The organism is Deltaproteobacteria bacterium PRO3 (assembly GCA_030263375.1).
Taxonomy (GTDB): Bacteria; UBA10199; UBA10199; order DSSB01; family DSSB01; genus DSSB01.
In genome coordinates this window covers 40,544-58,633 of record SZOV01000007.1, presented here as the reverse complement: position 1 = coordinate 58,633, position 18,090 = coordinate 40,544, and the positions used below count along the sequence as shown (strand labels likewise).

Sequence of the window (18,090 nt, the reverse complement as noted above, 5' to 3'; positions counted from 1 at the left end):
CTGGAGGCACCCGAAAGTCCATCGGTTCTCCACCCCCATGAATCTCCTCTCTGGTCGGCAAAGCAGGAAGATTTTGATGGGCCTTCCGGTTCAGGACAGAAAGTTGCTGTGGCTGGTTCCAGCAGGCCATAAACAGAGCCGCGGGAGGAGGAGCCTTTGAAGGAAATCTGGATTCCTTTCCGGATTCCAAAATCAGGTGCAGGAATATTCAATCGGTTCCAGGAGAGCATCGAGCCGATCCGGGAAGTCATCGCTGCATCCGGCTTGTCGGCCGGGGTGGCCACTAGAGAAACCGGCTCCATGACTCTAATGGCGACATCAAGCCCATCTTCGCGGCCAAGTGCCTGATGTGCCATGGCGTCGTCCGACGGATGCCGCTTTACGCCAAGGTCCCGCCCTCCTCCTGGCTGGTGCGCTACGACATTCGGCACGCCCAAGGACATCTCGACATGAGCTTCGACTTTCCCTTCGTGGGCAAACCGACCGACGTTCCGCAAGATGGCCTGGAGGAAGTGATCGAGGTCGTCCAAGAGAACTCCATGCCGCCCTTCATTTATAAGATTATGCACTGGCACTCCGGCCTCAGCGCCGAGGAGTCAAAGAAGATCCTCGACTGGGCCAATGCCGGGCTGAAGACCCTGAATGACTAAAGCACTCGCCAAAGACCCCGTCTGCGGGATGGACGTCGATCCGGAAGCGCCCGCCGGCCGCGAGGCATTTCGCGGGCAGAGCTATTTCTTCTGCTCCAAGCACTGCCAAGAATCCTTTCGTAAAGATCCCGAGAAGTATTTAAAGACCGGCGGCATGGGCGCCGCGCACGGTCCGGCCCAGGCCTCGGGCGCCGCCGGCCTGTATTTTTGCCCGATGGACCCCGAGGTGGAGCAGGAAGGCCCGGGGACTTGTCCCAAGTGTGGGATGGCCCTGCAACCGGCGCAGCCCCACATCGCACCTACCAAGATCGAGTACACCTGCCCCATGCACCCGGAGATAATCCGGGACGCGGCGGGCAACTGTCCGATCTGCGGCATGGCCCTCGAGCCCCGGACCATCGAGCTTACCGAAGAGGAAAACCCGGAGCTGCGCGACATGAGCCGCCGCTTCTGGGTCGGCGTCGTCCTCTCCCTGCCGCTCCTGGTCCTGGCCATGGGCGAGATGATCCCTGCCTTGGGCTTCCTGCGCAGGCTCCTGCCCCCGCCCTGGTGGAACCTCGTCCAATTGGGCTTGGCGACCCCCGTGGTCCTCTGGGGCGGCTGGCCCTTCTTCGAGCGGGGCTGGCGCTCGGTCGTCAACCGCAGCCTCAACATGTTCACACTCATCGCGCTGGGCACCGGCGTCGCCTACCTCTACAGCCTGATCGCGACCTTCTTCCCCCAAATCTTTCCCGCCTCCTTCCAAGGCCACCACGGGGAGGTACCCGTGTATTTCGAGGCGGCGGCCGTGATTGTGACTTTGGTGTTGCTCGGCCAAGTCCTCGAGCTGCGCGCCCGCGGCCAGACCAGCAGCGCGCTCAAGGCCCTGTTGGGCCTGGCGCCCAAGACCGCGATCCGCGTCGACTTGAGCGGCCGGGAGACGGAGATCCCCCTCGCCCAAGTCCTGCCCGGCGACACGCTGCGCGTGCGCCCCGGCGAGAAGATCCCCACCGACGGCGTGGTCCTCGAAGGGACCAGCAACGTCGACGAGTCGATGATCACCGGCGAGCCCATCCCCGTCGCCAAGCAGCCGGGCGACAAGGTGACCGGGGCGACGGTCAACGGCACCGGCGGCTTCCTGATGCGCGCCGAACGGGTGGGCAGCGAGACCCTCCTCGCCCAGATCGTCCACATGGTCGGCGAGGCCCAACGCAGCCGCGCCCCCATTCAAAAGTTGGCCGACAAGGTCAGCGGCCTCTTCGTCCCCGCCGTCGTCTTGGTCGCCGTCTTGACCTTCGCCGTCTGGGCCTGGGTCGGGCCCGAACCCCGTCTCGCCCACGGTCTGATCAACGCCGTCGCGGTCCTCATCATCGCCTGCCCCTGCGCCCTCGGCCTCGCCACGCCGATGTCGATCATGGTCGGCACCGGCAAGGGCGCCACGGCCGGGGTCCTCATCAAGAACGCCGAGGCCCTCGAAACCCTCGAGAAGGTCGACACCCTCGTGGTCGACAAGACCGGCACCCTCACCGAGGGCAAGCCCGAGCTCACCGCCATCCTCACCGAGCGCGGCTTTTCGGAAAACGAGGTCCTCGCCGCCGCGGCCAGCCTCGAGCAGGCCAGCGAGCACCCGCTCGCGGCCGCCGTAGTCCGCGCCGCCAAGGCGCGCGGCCTGTCTTTAAGCAAGCCCGAGGAATTCCAATCCGCCACCGGCAAGGGCGTCAGCGGCAAGGTCGGCGGGAAGGAGATCCTCCTGGGCAACTCCAAGCTCCTGTTGGAGGACGGCGTCGAGCTCGACCCGCTTAAGACCCGCGCCGAGGAACTGCGTCGCCAGGGGCAGACCGCGCTCTACCTGGCCGTCGACGGACACTTCGCGGCCCTCCTGGGCGTCAGCGACCCCATCAAGGCGAGCACGCCGGAGGCCATCGCCCAATTGAAGAAGGAAGGCATTCGCATCGTGATGCTGAGCGGAGACTCGCCCACCACGGCCAAGACCGTCGGCGAGAGGCTGGGCTTAAGCGAGGTGATGGGCGGCGTCCCGCCCCACAAGAAAAACGATGTCATCAAACGACTTCAGGCCGAGGGGCGCGTCGTCGCGATGGCCGGCGACGGCATCAACGACGCCCCGGCCTTAGCCCAGGCCCAGGTCGGCATCGCCATGGGAACCGGCACCGACGTCGCCATGCAAAGCGCCGGGGTCACCCTGGTCAAGGGCGACCTCCGCGGCATCGCCAAGGCGCGCATCCTGAGCCGCGCGGTCATGCGGAACATTCGGGAAAACCTCTTCTTCGCCTTCCTCTACAACACCCTCGGCGTGCCCATCGCCGCGGGAGTCCTCTACCCCTTCTTCGGTCTGTTGCTCAGCCCCATGATCGCCGCCGCGGCGATGAGCCTGAGCTCGGTCTCGGTGATCGGGAACGCCTTGCGATTGCGGAACCTGAAGCTCTAAACGCCCTTAGCAACTCGGCTGAGCCCGGGCCGATAAGGCCCCGAAGGCTCGGCGGGTGCGGACGCGGGCCTTTCCTTTTCCCTCTTCCTTCCCGAACATTTTCGCTTTGCACGGTCCGATCGTGGCGACGGGCCGTTGAGGTCCTTCGGTGGAACGATTGGACGCCGCCCATGCCTTGCCCGCGCCTTCTCTCGCGAACCGCTCCGAGGAACTTTCCCCTCGTGCGGCGGTTTCGGCCTTGCTGGAGGGAGAAGCTCGGCTTGCCAAGCACTTGAACGAGGCACAGGTCGCGGAATTACGGGCCTTGGGCGAAGAAAACCACGAAGAGATTTTTTGGCGGGACCTGCTTGGGTTCGCGGGGAGATTGGAAGCCGCTGAGAAATTGGACGCGGCCGCTGCCGTTTTGGCCACCGCCGTAGGGGCCGTTCGCGAAGGACCCCTACAAACTTTCGCGCAAAACCGACTCGACGCGATCCAAGGCAAAGGCGCCATCGGCGGTCGCGCCGAATTCCTGCTCGGCCGCTTCACCCGCGACGCCACCGATTCCAAGGTCATCCTCCCCATGATGGCCGGCTCCTTCGTTTACGGCGCGGTCCGGGCCGCCGCGCTCGGCCGCCTGGCTGCGACGACGCGCGGCGCTTGGTACGCCCAAGGCCTCGCGGCGCGCCTGACGGCCTCTTCCCTCGCCTTCGCCGCCGAGGTCCCGACCTTCGCCCTCTCCGCCCGCGCCCTGCGCCAGGCCGGAGGCACAGCCGAGGGTCCGTCTTTAAAGCAAGAATTAGGCAGCGCGGCCCTCACCCTGGGATTTCTCAAGTCCTTCGCCTTTGCCGGCAACCAGGCTTTCCGCGGCCTCCACGGCATCGGGGAGAACGGCTTCGCAAGGCGCCTAGCCTCCGGCACCCGCGCCTCCCAATTCGCCCTCTCGCAAGGCGCGATGTTCACGGGGCTGCTCGCGGCGCACAAGACCGAAGAGGCCCTGGGCTGGCGGCCTCAGGTCGATGGGGCGACCACGATCACCGACACCTTGGCCGCAATGCTCAGCCTCTCGGTCGGCGGCCATCTGGGCCATAAGGTCTTGGGACAGCACTTTGCCGCCTTCCAGGCGGAGGTCCGCGGCAGGTCGGAATTGGCCTCGCGCTGGACGGAGCTGGCGCCGGGCCTGAGGCCCTTGGTGGCGACCGCCCAGCCGGCACCGGGAGGGATGCTGCTGGCCATGAGCCTCGGCAGCGGCCGCAGAGCAGAGCCTTCCGGCGGCGATCCCAGCCGGATCATTCGCGACCTGCGGATCGACCTGACTTCCAAGGACGCCAAGCCCAAGGCCTGCCGCAAGGCCTTTGGAGATCTGAGCAAACACCTAACGATGCAATTGACGGGAACCCGCCAATCCCTCGGCTTGGGCGCAATCCCCTTTCTCGCGGCCCTCGGCTTGGGTTTGGAAACGCTGCTCGCTCCCAACACGGCCCTGGCGGGCCCACTGGAACCCCTCGTTTCGGGGGATCTCAACCTGCTTTTGCTCGGGGCGACGGCGGCCGTCTCGGCGGCCTTGGGCTTTTGGGCCGGGTGGCGGGCTCGAGGCCGGACGGGCGCCTCCTCGCCCACCGAGATCCGGAATCCGGCAGGCTCAATTTATCGAATCCCGACGGCTCAAGGATCCTTTAATTTTCTGGCGGAACTAAATCCGAAGCGGCTTCAGGTGACCGCTTTTCATGAAAACGACCAACCACGGGAAATTCTGTTCACGAAACCCCAGACCATCCAGGGCCAACGATTTTCCTCGGGAATCACCGCCGTCGTCGACGCGGAGGGCAGACTGCTGCGCATGCGCGCCGCCAAGAATCTCGAATGGCATGCCGCCATTTTCGCTTTGGATTGCAAGATTAACGACACTACCGTTCCTCCCGAAGCCGAGATCTACCTAACCGAGACCGGATCTTTGGCCTACGTGCAGCTCCCCTTCGGTTCTACAAAAGTCGGCGCCTACAATACGGCAGGTCCCTCGCAAGTTCATTTTCATGCAAACGGAAAAATCAAGGCCTTGATAAGTCACAACGTATTTTCCGATGATCCCTTGAGAGGTCGCTATCCAAATAAATATGTTTTCTTCGATCAGAACGGGAAGTTTTTAGGGGCCGGAGAGAAGCTCTCCGATTATGATAATCACGTGAAGACCCCGGAGCGCCTCAGAATCGCGGCCCCGCCGCGGGAGAAAGACCGACATCCGGGCGATGAGTCGCCCGCGGCTCGGGAAGCGGAGGCCGAACGCGAAGCCGAGGCCGCGGAAGCAAGGTCCGACCGGCGGGAAACCTCCGGCTGAATCCCCGATTTACTTTCGGAACGCGGCTGACTATAAGCCCCCCATGTCCAAGGAAGTCCAAGAACTCTTCACCTCGATCGCGCCGAGCTACGACTTTCTCAATCACTTCCTGAGCCTCTCGGTCGACAAGCGCTGGCGGGACAAGGCCGTCGCCGCGCTGGGCAAGGCGACGCCCGCGCGGGTCCTCGACCTCTGCGCCGGCACCCTCGACCTGACCCAGAAGGTTTTGCAAAAATTTCCCCAAAGCGAGGTCTTCGCGGCCGACTTCGCCGTCGCCATGCTCGAAGAGGGACGCGACAAGGTCCGCGGCAAGGCCAAGGCCCATCGCATCTGCGCCGACGGGCACCGCCTGCCCTTCGGCGCGGGCTCCTTCGACGCCGTCCTCTGCGCCTTCGGGATCCGCAACCTCGAGCATCGCGCCGAGGCGGCCCGGGAGATCCGCCGGGTGCTCAAACCCGGCGGGAAGCTGGTCGTGTTGGAGTTTTTCCGGCCGGAACGATTCTTCTCGAAGCTCTTCTATCAGACTTATGGAAAGTACGTCCTCCCCCGGATCGGCGGGGCCGTCTCGCGGAACCGGAAGGCTTATGAGTATTTGCAGAACTCGATCCAGCACTTCCTCAGCGTAGAGGAGTACGGGCGGCTCTTGCTGGAACACGGATTTCAGAGGCCGGAGGTGTTGCCGCTCTCCGGGGGCATCGCGCATCGCATCGTCGCGGAGGCCGTGTAGGGGCCGTTCGCGCTTGTCCTCCGAAGGAGGGAACGGCCCCTACGAACGTCGCATGACCACAAACGCCAACATCCTACAAAAATTCCGCTACACCCTCGAGCTGGTGAAGTTCTCCCACAGCCTCTTCGCCCTCCCCTTCGCCCTGGCCGCCTTCCTGGTCGCCTCGCGCGGCCGCTTCTCCTGGACACTCCTGCTCTGGGTCGTGCTCTGCGTGGTCCTCGCCCGCACCGCTGCCATGGCCTTCAACCGGCTGGCGGACGCCCGCTTCGACGCCTTAAATCCGCGCACTAAAAACCGACATATTCCCGCCGGCTTACTTTCTAAATCTTATGTGATTGCTTTAATCCTGATCTCCAGCGCCGGCTTCCTCCTCGCGGCCTGGCGGATCAACCCCCTGGCCTTTTGGCTTTCTCCTTTCTGCCTCGCGGCCTTGTTTCTCTACTCCTTGGCCAAGCGCTTCACCGACTTCACCCAGCTCATCCTGGGCTTCTGCCTGGGGATGGCCCCCATCGGCGCGGCCATCGCCGCCACAGGCAGAATCCCCATCCCCTCCCTCGTCCTGGGCGCGGCCGTCCTGCTTTGGGTGGCCGGCTTCGACCTGCTCTATGCCCTGCAGGACCTGGAATTCGACCGGGAACAAGGCCTGCGCTCTCTGCCGGTCCGCCTCGGCCTGAAAGGCAGCCTCAAGCTCTCTTCCCTCTGTCATGCGACCTTCCTCGCCCTCCTGGTCCTCTACGGGCTCCTGGAGGCCTTGGGGGGCTTTTACTGGGCGGGATTGGGCCTAAGCGGCGCCTTCCTGCTCTGGGAACACGCGACGATCCGCGACGACCTGGCCAAGGTCAACGCGGCCTTCTTCACCGCCAACGGACTCTTGAGCGTCTTTTTCCTCGCCTTCACGGCCGCGGACCTGTACTTTTAGGGCCTCCGCGGGCCTCCCGTGGGTCGAATAACCTTGACGGAAGCCCCTGATTGCAATAGAGCCTCGGCCTCCCGATTTTTGAGGTTCAAGGTCCCTATGAAGAAAGTTTCAAAACGGGCGCCCTTCAAGGCCCCCAAGGTAAACACCAAGGATAACAAGGTGTTACTGAAGTCGCTCCTGAAGCAGATGGACGAGCTCCTGGTCACCAACCGGCGCCAGAGCCACGAGGTTCAGATGTTGAAGGAGGAGGTCGAAGGCCTGCGCCGCGACCTGTCGATCACGATGGAATCGTTAGCCGAGCTCCCCTACGTCTCGGGGATGCTGCACTGAGGAGTCCTTATGCCGCGCATGTGTATCCTTTGCAAAAAGACCGCCCAGGCTGGAAACATCGTCAGCCATGCCAACAACAAGTCGCACACCAAGAATCATCCCAACCTGCAAAAGGTCCGGGCGCTCTACCAGGGCAAGGTGCAGAACATCACCGTTTGCACGCGTTGCATCCGCTCCGGCAAGGTGACGAAGGCGGCGTAGATAGAACTACGACCGAATCTGCTCCACCGAGATAACCCCCGCCAGGGTCTCCAAGGCCCGCACGACCTCCAACAACTGCTGCCTATTTTTGATGTCGAGGACGAAGATGTTGATCGCCTTCAGGTCGCTGCTCGTCCGGATGTTGGCCTGCGAGATGTTCACCCCCAGGTTGCTGATCGTCTTGGTCATCGAGGCTAGGATGCCGGGCCGGTCCACGCTGACCGCGCGGATCTTGGCCTGATGGCTCAAGTCGCTGGCGTCGTCCCAGTTGACCTCCACCCGGCGGTCGGGATCGGTGGCGAGGACCTTGGGACAATCGACGGTGTGCACCGTGACGCCCCTTCCCCGCGTGATGAAGCCGGTGATGCTGTCTCCCGGCAGCGGGTTGCAGCACTTGCCCATCGCGACCAGGACGTCGTTCAAGCCGCCCACCGTGATCGCGCTCTTCGAGCGCTTCTTCACCTTTTGGAAGATCTCCCCCAAAACGCCGGTCTTGGCGGGGCTGGGCTCGGGCTTGATCAGCAGCTCGGCGGGAATCAATTTCACGACCACGTGGTGCGGCGAGATCTTGCCGTATCCGATCTGGGCGATCAGGGACTCGGCGTTCTTGAGGTGGAACTCCCGCGCCACCTCGAGGAGCTTGTCGTCCTTCAAATACTTTCCCGCCTGGATCCCGTGGCGCTCGATCTCGTTGGTCAACAGCTCGTTGCCCAGGCTGAGCGCCCGGTCACGCTGCTCGTCACGGATCTCCTGGCGGATCTTGGCCTTGGCCCGGGAGGTCTTGACGAATTTGAGCCAGTCGCGGTTCGGCTTCGAGCCGGGCTTGGTCAGGACCTGCACCGTATCCCCGCTCTTCAGTACGTAGTCGAGCGGCACGATCTTGTCGTTGACCTTGGCGCCGACGCACTGCTTGCCGACATCGCTGTGGATGCTGAATGCGAAGTCCACCGGCGTCGAGCCGTAGGGGAGCTCCTTGAGCTGTCCCTTCGGGGTGAAGACGTAGACGTCGGTGGCGAAAAGGTCGAGCTTGACGGTGTCGAGAAATTCCGCCGGGTCTTGCAGGTCTTTTTGCAGGTCCAAGAGCTCGCGCAGCCATTGGAACTTCTTCTGGTCGTTTTGGCTGATCGAGCCGTCTTCCTTGTAGGTCCAGTGCGCCGCGATGCCCTTCTCGGCGATCTCGTGCATCTCCTGGGTGCGGATCTGAAACTCGACGCGCTGCCCCTCGAGGCAGATGACCGTGGTGTGCAGCGAGCGGTAGTTGTTGACCTTGGGCATCGCAATGTAGTCCTTGAAGCGACCCGGCACCGGCTTCCACAGCTCGTGCAGCACGCCCAGGACCTCGTAGCACTGCCGGATGTTGTCAACGATGATGCGGAAGGCCATGATGTCGTGCACCTGCTCGAAGGCGATGTTCTGGCTCTCCATCTTGCGGTAGATACTGTAAAGGTGCTTGACCCGGCCGTAAATGTGGGCCTGTACGCCGTACTCGGAGAACTTCTTCTCCAACAGCTCCTGGACGCGCGCCATGTAAGCCTCGCGCTCCTTCCGCACCACCTCGACCTGATGGTAGATCGTATTGTAGATCTCGGGCTTCAGGTACTTGAGCGAGAGATCCTCCAACTCGACCTTCATCCACTGGATACCGAGGCGGTTGGCCAGGGGCGCGTAGATCTCGGCGGTCTCCTTGGCGATCTTGAGCTGGCGCTCGACGCTCAAGTGATGAAGGGTGCGCATGTTGTTCAGCCGGTCGGCCAGCTTGATCAGGATGACGCGGATGTCGACGGCCATCGCCAACATCATCTTGCGGAAATTTTCGGCCTGCTTTTCCTCGGTGGTCGAGAACTTGATCTTGCTCAGCTTGGTCACGCCGTCGACCAAGAGCGAGATCTCGGGGCCGAACTCTTTCTTGATTTCGTCGATCGGGATCAGCGTGTCCTCGACGGTGTCGTGCAAGAGCCCCGCGGCGATCGAGGCCGCGTCGAGCTGCATCTCGGCCAGGATCGCGGCGACCTCGACGGGATGGATGAAGTAAGGCTCGCCGGAGGCGCGCTTCTGCCCCTCGTGGACCTTTTCGGAAAAGCGATAAGCCTTCTCGATGAGGCTCAAGTCGGCCTTGGGGTTGTAGCCACGCACCGAGGCCAGGATGTCTTGCAGGGAGATCATGCGGATAAGATTGCCTTCAACTCCTTCTTGGCCGCCGCGAGGTCGCGGTTGACCACCACGTGGTCGTAATGGACGCTCTGGGCGATCTCGTGCTCGGCCCGCGCGATGCGCCGGGCGATGGTCTCGGGGCTGTCCGTGCCCCGGCTCTCCAGTCGCTTGCGCAGCTCCTCGATCGAGGGGGGCATGAGGAAGATCAGCACCGCCTTGGGCTCGATCTTCTTGAGGTTCAGAGCCCCCTGGGTGTCCAGGTCCAGCAGGACGTCCCGCCCTTCCCGCAGGCTGGCCTCGACCGGCGCCCGCGGGGTACCGTAGAACTGGCCGTGGACGCCCGCCCATTCGAGAAATTGCCCGGCCTCGGCCATCTTATCGAATTCTTCCCGGGAAATGAAATGGTAGTCCCGGCCGTCCGCCTCGCCGGGCCGCGGCGGACGCGTGGTGGCGCTGACCGAAAAGAAAAGCCCCAACTCACGCTCGAGGTCGCGGCACAGGGTGGTCTTCCCGGTGCCGGAGGCGCCGGAGACCACGAACAGCCTTGCGGGACGGGGATTTTTCGTCATGACCGGGGCCTCACTCGACGTTCTGCACCTGCTCGCGGAGCTTCTCCAGGCAGTGCTTGCAGTTGACGACCTTCTGGGAGATCTCGGCGCTCTGGGCCTTCGCGCTGAGCGTGTTGGCCTCGCGGTTCATCTCTTGCAAAAGAAAATCGAGCTTCCGCCCCAGGGGCCCCTGCTCGTCCAGGATCTCGCCGAAATGGGCGATGTGATGCTTCAGGCGCTGCAGCTCCTCGGAGATGTCGGTGCGGTCGACGAAATACGCGACCTCCTGCGCGAGGCGCTGCGGGTCGAGCTCGACGCCGCTGGCGAGCCGAGCAACACGCTCGTTCAATTGTTGGCGATGGTGTTCGACGTTGCCCGGGACGATCTTCTCGACGGCCTGCACCTCTCCGGACAGGAATTTCAACTCGTCGCGGAAGAACTTCGCGATGGCGAGCCCTTCCTTTTGCCGCATCTTCTCGAGGGCCACGAAGGACTTCCTGAGCAGGGACTCCAATTGGCGCCACAGGCTCTCCAGATCGAGGGGCTCCTCGGTGATGAGGACATCCGGGAGGTTGATCAGGGCCTCGAGCCGGAGGTCTCCGGGAAGCTTGAGGGCCTGGGCCGCGGCTTTGAGGCTCTTGTGGTAGGCCTTGAGTCGGTCGAGGTCGATCCGGGCGTTGCCCTCGCCGGGCTGGATCGCCTCCTCTTTGACCAGGATGTCGATGCGGCCCCGGGAAAAGAAGGACTTGGCGGCCTCCGCGATCTTGCCCTCCAGGACGGAGAAGCGCTGGGAGAGGCGAAGGTTGACCTCGCAGAATTTGTGATTGACGCTCTTGGTCTCGATGACGACGCGCCGGCCGCCGACCTTGCCTTGCACGATGCCGTAGCCGGTCATGCTCTTGATCATATTTGCTCCTGGTTTCGCCTATTTAACCTTTAGGCGGGATCCGGAGCAAGCGAACAAAAACAATGTGGGGGTGAACCTTGTGTTCGCCCTTTTTGAAGCTGTTATAGATTAAATGTCGCTGGGCCTGGAAAGAAAGGCCCTCGGGGAGGGCGAACACAAGGTTCGCCCCTACTTGAACGAAAATACCATCTTGGTGCCGCCGACCTCGACCAAATCGCCGTTTTGGAGGCTCTTGGACTCGACCTCCTCGCCGTTGACGAAGGTACCGTTCTTGCTGACCAGGTCGAGGACCCCGGCGCCGTTGCTGTCGTGGAAGATCATCGCATGAAGCCGCGAGATGGCCGGGTCGTCGAGCACCAGGTCGGGCAGACGCTTGAAGCTCCCGATGCTGTCGGTGGTGGCCTCCTGCATCCCCTTCTTGTCCTGGGGGGACTTCTTGGCGATGTAGTTCATGATGAGCTTCTTGGTGAAGTCGTCGAGCGACATCGTGAAGTCCATGCTGAACACCTGGGTTTTGTTGATGTCGTCGAGGCTTCGGCCGATCGCCTTGCAGGTGCCCTCGGGGAGCTTGACGATCTGCCCCTTGTTCTTGCCTTCGGTGATCTCGAAAACCGCCACCGTCCGCTTGCCGCCAGCCGTCATGGATTCTCCTCCCTGTCGAATCGGAAAGGCCTCGTCCTCCAGCATGATAGGAATGTCACCCTGCACGGGGTAGAGCAACTCACATTTCATGCAGACAAGGCCCTGTTTGCCAGGATCGTAGCTTACCTTACCCTGGCAGCGCGGGCATACTAAAATTTCGAGCAATTCCGGGCGGACGGTCATCGCGGTCTCCGGCGCGGGCTTTTTAAACTACTTCGCCGCCGAGGCTCCAGCGCCCGAATTGTAGGCGGAAACCACCTGGGCCGTCAGGTCGGTGGCGCCGGGGGCGTAAAGCACGGCGTCCTGCGAGGTCTCGAAGATCAGGTTGTAGCCGCCCTTCTGCCCGACGGATTGGACGGCGCCGCGCATCTTGATGATGATGCCGCGGGTCATCTCGGCCTCCTTGGTGGCCATCTCGCTTTGGAACTGGGTCAGCGTCTTCTGTAGGTCGAGGAACTTGTCGCGGTACTCGGCCTCTTTCGCCTTCATCGCCTCGGGGCTGAGCGCGGCGCGCTGGGTCTCGAGCTGGTCCTTGAGCCCCTTGAGGGCGTTTTGCTTGGCGGTCAGGGCGGCCTGCTTCTGTTCGAACTGGGCCTTGAGCGAGGCCTTGGCGCGCTTGCCCTCTTCGACGTCGTTCAGGGCCTTTTGGAAATCGACCAGGCCGATCTTGAGTTGTTGGGCCTGGGCCACGCCTTGCATCGCGACGACAAACAGGGCGGCCAACACATACTTCCATCGTTTCATAGAATGTCTTCCTCCATTAAGGGAAACCAAGGATTGTTCGAAATAAACCCTAAACAAGCCGCAAATCCTTTAAATCAAGTCGCGGCGTTCGGCACTAAAAAAATGACCCGATCGTGAAATTAAAGACGCTCCGCTTCTCCCCTTCCTTGCGCTTGAAGGGGAAGCCCCACTCGAAGCGCAGCGGGCCGAAGGGCGAAAGCCACCGGATGCCCGCGCCCGCATCCGCACGCAATTTCAGGGGATTTAGGTCTTCGTCCTCCGCGAAGGTATTGCCCGCATCGACGAAAACCACGCCCCGAAAGCCGGCCGCGTCGTAGATGGGGAACTCGTATTCGAGGTTAAACAGCAGCAGCTTGTTGCCGCCGTAGACGAATTCTTCGTCCTTTCCGGTGATTCCGTCCGGAATGGTGACGCTGGGCCCCACGGAACGAAACTCGTAGCCGCGCAGGCTGTTGATGCCTCCCGTAAAGAAACGCTCGAAAAGCGGAACGGGTTCATCGTCGAGGGATTTAATGTAGCCGACGCGGCCTTGGAACTTGAGGACGGAATTCTTCCAGAGGGGGATGTAGACCCTCTGGTTGGCCGTGACCCGGAGGAAATCGACGTCGCCGCCCAGGCCGTTGCCGGCATACTCGACCGACAGGTTGCTGTAGAGGCCCTTGGTGGTGATGATGGGGTTGTTCCGGGTGTCGCGCTGGAACTGGAAGACCAGGCTGGAGGTGAGGCCGTCGGCGTTCTGCTTGAAGAACTCGGGGACGATCAAGTCGAAGTCGTCCAGTTTGACGTCCTCGATACGGTAGCCGATGCTGAAGGAGCTGAAGTCGAAGATGCGCCGGCCCAGGTCGATCTCGCCGCCGAAAGACTTGCGGCGAAAATCGTTGAAGTCGCTGGTGATGCGGAAGCCGTTGGCTTGGAGGATCCAGTTGGTGTCGAAGAGATAGGGATCGGTGACCTGGAAGGAGAACTGCTGGCGCCTCCCCGAGATTTCGGCGTTGATCGAGCCGCTGATGCCTAAGCCGAGGAAGTTGTTCTTCGAGACCGAGGCGGTGAAGAGGAAGCTCTCGGAGGAGCTGAAGCCCGCGCCGACGCTGAAGGTGCCGGTGGGCTTCTCTTTCACGTTGATGTTGAGGACCAGCTTGTCGTCGCTGGAGCCGCGCGGGGTGGAGATCTCGACGGTCTCGAAGTAGCCGAGCTGCTCGAGCTTGCGCTTGGAGAGCCGGACCAGGCCCTCGTTGTAGAGGCTGTTCTCGACCACCTTGAGCTCGCGGCGGATGACCTTGTCGCGGGTGATGGTGTTGCCGGTGATGTTGATGCGCTCGATGAAGACCTTGCGCCCCTGGTCGATGACGAAATTGATATCCGCGGTCTTGGTGTCGTCGTGCAGGCTGGTCTGCGGGTTGATGTTGGCGAAGGCGTAGCCCTGGTTTCCGTAGAACTCGGTCAGCTTCTGGAGGTCTTCCTCCATGATCTTCTGGCTGTAGAGGTTGCCCTTCATCGTGTGCAGCTTGCGCTGCAGCTCTTCCTTGGTCGTCAGGATGTCGCCCTCGAAGCCGATCTCGCCGATGCGGTAGGGGTCGCCCTCGTCGATGTAGTAGGTCAAGATCAGGCCCTTTTCCTGCTCGTTGTACTCGACCTTGGGCTGCCCCACCCTCACCTTCATGTAGCCCTTGTTGAGGTAGTTGTAGGTGATCAGCTGGATGTCCTGCTCGATCTGCTCGGGCCGGTATTTGCCCGAGCCCGTAAGGAAGGAAAGGATGCCCTTCTTCTTGGTACGGATGATCCCCTTGAGCTTGCGGTCGCTGAACACCGTGTTGCCCTCGAAGCGGATGCCGCGAACCACCTCGGCCTTGACCTCGTTGATCTTGAAGACCAGCTGACGCTTTCCGCCCTTTTCCCGGACCTCGGTTTCCACCGTCGTCGCGCTGAAGCCTTCCTTGCTGTAGATCTCTTTGATCCGCTCTTTCGACTCGCCCAGCTTGCGGTTGTCGGCTGGGACGTTGGTCTTGACGGTGAGGACCTCGCGGATCTTGCCCTCCCCGACTTTCTTGTTGCCCTCGATGACGATCTCGTCGATCGGCCCCTTCTCGACGACCTTGAAGACGAGCTTTACGCCGCCGGCGGCGCCGACCTTCTCGACCTCGACATCCTCGAAGAGGCCCAGCTTGTAGACGCGCGCCACGTCGGCGCTGACCTTCTCGCGGGAGTAGGCGCCGCCCTTTTGCTGCTGGATCTGGGTCAGGATGACTTGCGTCTCGACGGTTTTGTTGCCCTGCACCTCGATCTCGACGACGCGTTCTTGGGCGCCGGCGTCGCGGGGACCCGGGAGAAAAAAGCCGGCCAGGAAAAACAAGGCAAAAAGGAAGGGAAGGAGTGTTTTTGGTCTCATGGATCTCATGCGGGCTGCACCCGCCCGTCCTGCATGCGGACGTTTCTGGGCAGCCTTTGGGCCAGCCGCTCGTTGTGGGTGACGACCACGAGGGTCATCCGTAATTCTTGGTGAAGCTTCATCAGTAAATCCGCCGTTTCTTCTCCGGTGCGGCTGTCCAGGTTTCCCGTCGGCTCGTCCGCGAACAGCACCCTCGGCCCCGCGATCAGGGCCCGGGCGATCGCCACCCGCTGCTGCTCGCCTCCGGAGAGCTCGGAGGGCTTGTGCTCGAGCCGGTGCGACAACCCGACCCCGGCCAGCATGGCCTCGGCGCGGGCCTCGGCCTCGCGCCTCTTTTCGCCCCCGATCAAGAGGGGCAGCATGACGTTTTCCCGGGCGCTCAGCATCGGCAGCAGATGGTGGAACTGGAACACGAAACCCATCGTCCGGTTGCGAAAGCGGCTGAGTTCGGCGTCGGAGAGCGCGAAAAGATCGCTCCCTTCGAACGTCACCCGACCCTCCGTCGGTTTATCCAAAGTGCCCAGCAGATGGAGCAAGGTAGACTTTCCGGCGCCCGAGGCGCCCAAGACGGCCACCGCCTCGCCCTCCTCCACCGCGAAATCGACGCCCTTCAGGACCTCGACGCGGTCCGCGGCATCGCCGTAGGTCTTGTGGAGGTTGTGGGCTTCGATCAATGCCGCCATCGCTACAAATCCAGTCGGTTATGCTTGAGCCGCCGCACCGCGACCCAGGTCGCCAAGAGCGCGATCGCCAGGCTCACGCCCGCCGTCGCCGCCAGCACCGACGGCGACCAGGCGACGGGCAGGCGTTCGATCAAGTAGACTTCTTTCTCCAGCTTGAGGACTCCGCTGCGCTGCACGAACCATCCCAGGCCCGCCGCCAGCGCGATCCCCAAGACGCTGCCGAGCGCCCCGATCGCCAATCCCTGATAGCCAAAGAGCCTTTGCACCCCGCGGTTCGGCGCGCCGAGCGCCCGCAGGATCGAGATCTCGCGGCTTCGATCGAAGATCATCAGCAAGAGCACGCCGACGATGTTGAAGGAAGCCACCGCCACGACCATCGCCATGATGATCAAAAACATCAGGCGCTCGTTGCGCAGCGCGGAAAACAAGGGGCCGTTCAAGCGCTGCCAGCTGACCGCCTCGTAGCCAGGACCCAAGCTTTGCTTGAGATCCAGGGCCAGCGCGTCCGCGTCCAGCGGGCGCTTCAGCTTCATCTCGATGCCGGTCGCGAGTCCCGGCGATTCGAGGATCCCTTGCATGCGCCCGAGATCGACGAAGGCGAAGCCGCGGTCGAATTCGTAGAGACCCGTTTGAAAAATTCCCGCGACCTTGAAGCTTTGGAAATTTTTTTCAGCCGTCCCCGCCGACTTCTTGGGGAGAAAAACCTTGAGGGTCTCGTCGGGACCCGTGATGCCCAATTCTTCGGCCAGATCCTCGCCCAACACCACGTTGGGGGTCTCACCCTCGCCTTTCAGCAGTTCTTCAATCTTTGCAGGTACTTGCGCGCCACCCGCGCGGCGAGTCTTTACAGCATAGACCCTGGCAAAGGTCAAGGGATCGATGCCCTTAAAAACCGCCCCTTTAACCCTTCCGTGGGCCACCAGGAGGACTTCTCTGTACAGGAAAGGCGTGGCGGCGAGGGCCTCGCCGGAAATTGGGCCCAGAATCGCCTTTTCCTCGCCCGCCGGATCTGCCATCTCGCCGTCCTTGAGCACGACCAGGTGGGCGTTGAAACCCAAAATGCTCTCGCGAAAGACCCGCTCGAAGCCGTTCATCACCGCCTGCGTCAGGCTCAAGGTCGCGACGCCCAAGGCGACGCCGAGCACCGCCAGGCGCAGGACGAGCCGGATTCCCCGCTTGGCGGGGTTGCGAAGGTATTTTTTCGCTAAAAATAAATCCCAGGACATTATTCGTACCGCAAGGCCTCCACCACCGTCAGCCGCCTCCCCTCCCGCGCCGGCAGCAAGGTCGCCGCGAGGCTCATGCCTAAGGCCAAGAGGAAGGTCAGCGCGATCCAAAGCGGGTTCACATCCACCGGCAAGGCTTCCAGGTAATAAGGCGCGGGCAAGGGGAGCTTGACGGTCTTGAGCAGCCAACAGAGCCCCAGCCCCAAGGCCGTCCCGCCCAAGCCGCCCACGACGCCGATCCAAAGCCCCGCCCGAAAGAAGATCCCCGAGAGGTCCCGCTCCGACATGCCGAGGGACTTGAGGATCGCCAGGTCGCGCCGGCGCTCGTAGACGACCATCATCAGCATCGAGAGGATATTGAAGGAGGCGAGCAGGACCATCAGCGTCAGGACGAAGGCCATGCCGAGGCGCTCCAGGCGCAGCGCCGAGAAGAGGCGTGTGTTCTTCTCCTGCCAGGTCTCGACACGCTCGACGTCGGGCAGGCCCTGGAAGGCGCCGCGACGCGCGAGACTTTCCTCGGGCTTGGCGAAAGTGACGCCGACCTGCTCGGGGGCGTGCTCGCCGAAGAGGCGCCGCACTTGATCGAGGGAGGCGAGCGCGAACTTGTTGTCGTAGTCGAAATAGCCGGACTTGAAGGTCCCCACGACGCGAAAGCGCCGCAGGTTGGGCTCGACCTCGCCGGTGGGCCCCACCTCGCCGAAGGGATAGAGCAGCTCGACCCCTTCCCGCAGGAAGGGCACGACGCCGAGGCTGGAGGCCAGCTCGCGGCCCAGGAGGATGCCGGGGACCTGCTCGCCCTCGGCCCGCAGCGAGTCCCAGCCCTCCCCTTCCTCGAAGGACACTTGGAATGAGGGCGGGAAGCGCGCCTCCCCCGGCTCGAGGCCACGGACGCGGACGCCCTGGGTCTCGTCTTCTTCGGTGCGCAGGACGGCCTCGCCGTCGACCAAGCGCGCGACGCCGGCGACGCCGGGCAGGTCGCGGAGCTTTTGCAAAAGTTCGGGGCCGGCGCTCGCGCCGGGTTTCAGGACGAGGGAGAGGTGCGGGGAGAAGCCGATGACCTTGGCCTGCAAGTCCTTGCCGAAGCCCACCATCACCGCCTCGACGACCAAAAAGGCCGCGACCGAGACGAGGACGCCCAGGATCGCCATCCAGGTCAGGAAGGAGACGAGGAAGCTGCGCTCCTTTCCGGAGAGGAATTTAACGGCGAGGAAGGTCTGCGCTTTCATGGCGCTTGGGG

The 18,090-nt window shown here is 62.7% G+C and carries 16 protein-coding genes and 1 pseudogene; 7 read left to right on the top strand and 10 right to left on the bottom strand.

Annotation, left to right across the window (positions count from 1 at the left end):
* On the bottom strand, positions 1-356 hold a 356-nt coding region (locus tag FBR05_02640; GenBank protein ID MDL1871083.1), incomplete at its 3' end, for a hypothetical protein.
* A gap of 15 nt (positions 357-371) precedes the next feature.
* On the opposite strand from FBR05_02640, the gene FBR05_02635 reads away from it, so the two are divergent.
* From FBR05_02635 to rpmB, 7 genes are all read left to right on the top strand, one after another.
* Positions 372-650, top strand: a complete 279-nt coding sequence (locus tag FBR05_02635; protein ID MDL1871082.1) for a hypothetical protein — start codon at positions 372-374, stop codon at positions 648-650.
* On the top strand, positions 643-3,075 hold the full coding sequence (locus tag FBR05_02630; protein MDL1871081.1) for a heavy metal translocating P-type ATPase: 2,433 nt from the start codon (positions 643-645) through the stop codon (positions 3,073-3,075). The genes FBR05_02635 and FBR05_02630 overlap by 8 nt, the downstream gene beginning before the upstream one ends.
* A gap of 148 nt (positions 3,076-3,223) precedes the next feature.
* Positions 3,224-5,389 (top strand): hypothetical protein, encoded by a 2,166-nt coding sequence (locus tag FBR05_02625; protein ID MDL1871080.1) that lies wholly within the window; start codon positions 3,224-3,226, stop codon positions 5,387-5,389.
* Complete coding sequence (locus FBR05_02620) at positions 5,301-6,116, top strand: ubiquinone/menaquinone biosynthesis methyltransferase (GenBank protein MDL1871079.1); 816 nt, start codon at positions 5,301-5,303, stop codon at positions 6,114-6,116. The genes FBR05_02625 and FBR05_02620 overlap by 89 nt, the downstream gene beginning before the upstream one ends.
* 52 nt (positions 6,117-6,168) lie before the next feature.
* Positions 6,169-7,035 carry a 4-hydroxybenzoate octaprenyltransferase gene (locus FBR05_02615; GenBank protein ID MDL1871078.1) on the top strand — a complete coding sequence of 289 codons (867 nt, stop codon included), beginning with the start codon at positions 6,169-6,171 and terminating at the stop codon, positions 7,033-7,035.
* Between the two features lie 96 nt (positions 7,036-7,131).
* Positions 7,132-7,365, top strand: a complete 234-nt coding sequence (locus FBR05_02610) for a hypothetical protein (GenBank protein MDL1871077.1) — start codon at positions 7,132-7,134, stop codon at positions 7,363-7,365.
* A gap of 9 nt (positions 7,366-7,374) precedes the next feature.
* Positions 7,375-7,566 carry a 50S ribosomal protein L28 gene (gene rpmB / locus FBR05_02605; protein ID MDL1871076.1) on the top strand — a complete coding sequence of 64 codons (192 nt, stop codon included), beginning with the start codon at positions 7,375-7,377 and terminating at the stop codon, positions 7,564-7,566.
* Positions 7,567-7,572: 6 nt separating this feature from the next.
* Here the strand turns inward: rpmB and FBR05_02600 are convergent, their stop codons facing one another.
* The 9 genes and pseudogenes from FBR05_02600 to FBR05_02560 form a co-directional block, all read right to left on the bottom strand.
* Positions 7,573-9,729, bottom strand: a complete 2,157-nt coding sequence (locus FBR05_02600) for a bifunctional (p)ppGpp synthetase/guanosine-3',5'-bis(diphosphate) 3'-pyrophosphohydrolase (GenBank protein MDL1871075.1) — start codon at positions 9,727-9,729, stop codon at positions 7,573-7,575.
* Entirely contained in the window at positions 9,726-10,286 is a 561-nt protein-coding gene (locus FBR05_02595; protein MDL1871074.1) for a guanylate kinase, read from the bottom strand. The genes FBR05_02600 and FBR05_02595 overlap by 4 nt, the downstream gene beginning before the upstream one ends.
* A 10-nt stretch (positions 10,287-10,296) precedes the next feature.
* Positions 10,297-11,172, bottom strand: a complete 876-nt coding sequence (locus tag FBR05_02590; GenBank protein ID MDL1871073.1) for a YicC family protein — start codon at positions 11,170-11,172, stop codon at positions 10,297-10,299.
* A gap of 660 nt (positions 11,173-11,832) precedes the next feature.
* Positions 11,833-11,997 (bottom strand): annotated as a pseudogene (locus FBR05_02585) (Trm112 family protein).
* A 27-nt stretch (positions 11,998-12,024) separates the two neighbouring features.
* Positions 12,025-12,558: an OmpH family outer membrane protein gene (locus FBR05_02580; protein ID MDL1871072.1), complete on the bottom strand. Its 534-nt coding sequence runs from the start codon at positions 12,556-12,558 to the stop codon at positions 12,025-12,027.
* Between the two features lie 94 nt (positions 12,559-12,652).
* On the bottom strand, positions 12,653-14,953 hold the full coding sequence (gene bamA, locus FBR05_02575) for an outer membrane protein assembly factor BamA (GenBank protein ID MDL1871071.1): 2,301 nt from the start codon (positions 14,951-14,953) through the stop codon (positions 12,653-12,655).
* Complete coding sequence (locus tag FBR05_02570; protein MDL1871070.1) at positions 14,950-15,627, bottom strand: ABC transporter ATP-binding protein; 678 nt, start codon at positions 15,625-15,627, stop codon at positions 14,950-14,952. Before FBR05_02570 ends, bamA begins: the two co-directional genes overlap by 4 nt.
* Before the next feature lie 2 nt (positions 15,628-15,629).
* Complete coding sequence (locus tag FBR05_02565; protein MDL1871069.1) at positions 15,630-16,853, bottom strand: ABC transporter permease; 1,224 nt, start codon at positions 16,851-16,853, stop codon at positions 15,630-15,632.
* Complete coding sequence (locus FBR05_02560; GenBank protein MDL1871068.1) at positions 16,853-18,079, bottom strand: ABC transporter permease; 1,227 nt, start codon at positions 18,077-18,079, stop codon at positions 16,853-16,855. The genes FBR05_02565 and FBR05_02560 overlap by 1 nt, the downstream gene beginning before the upstream one ends.
* Between the last annotated feature and the right edge of the window lie 11 nt (positions 18,080-18,090).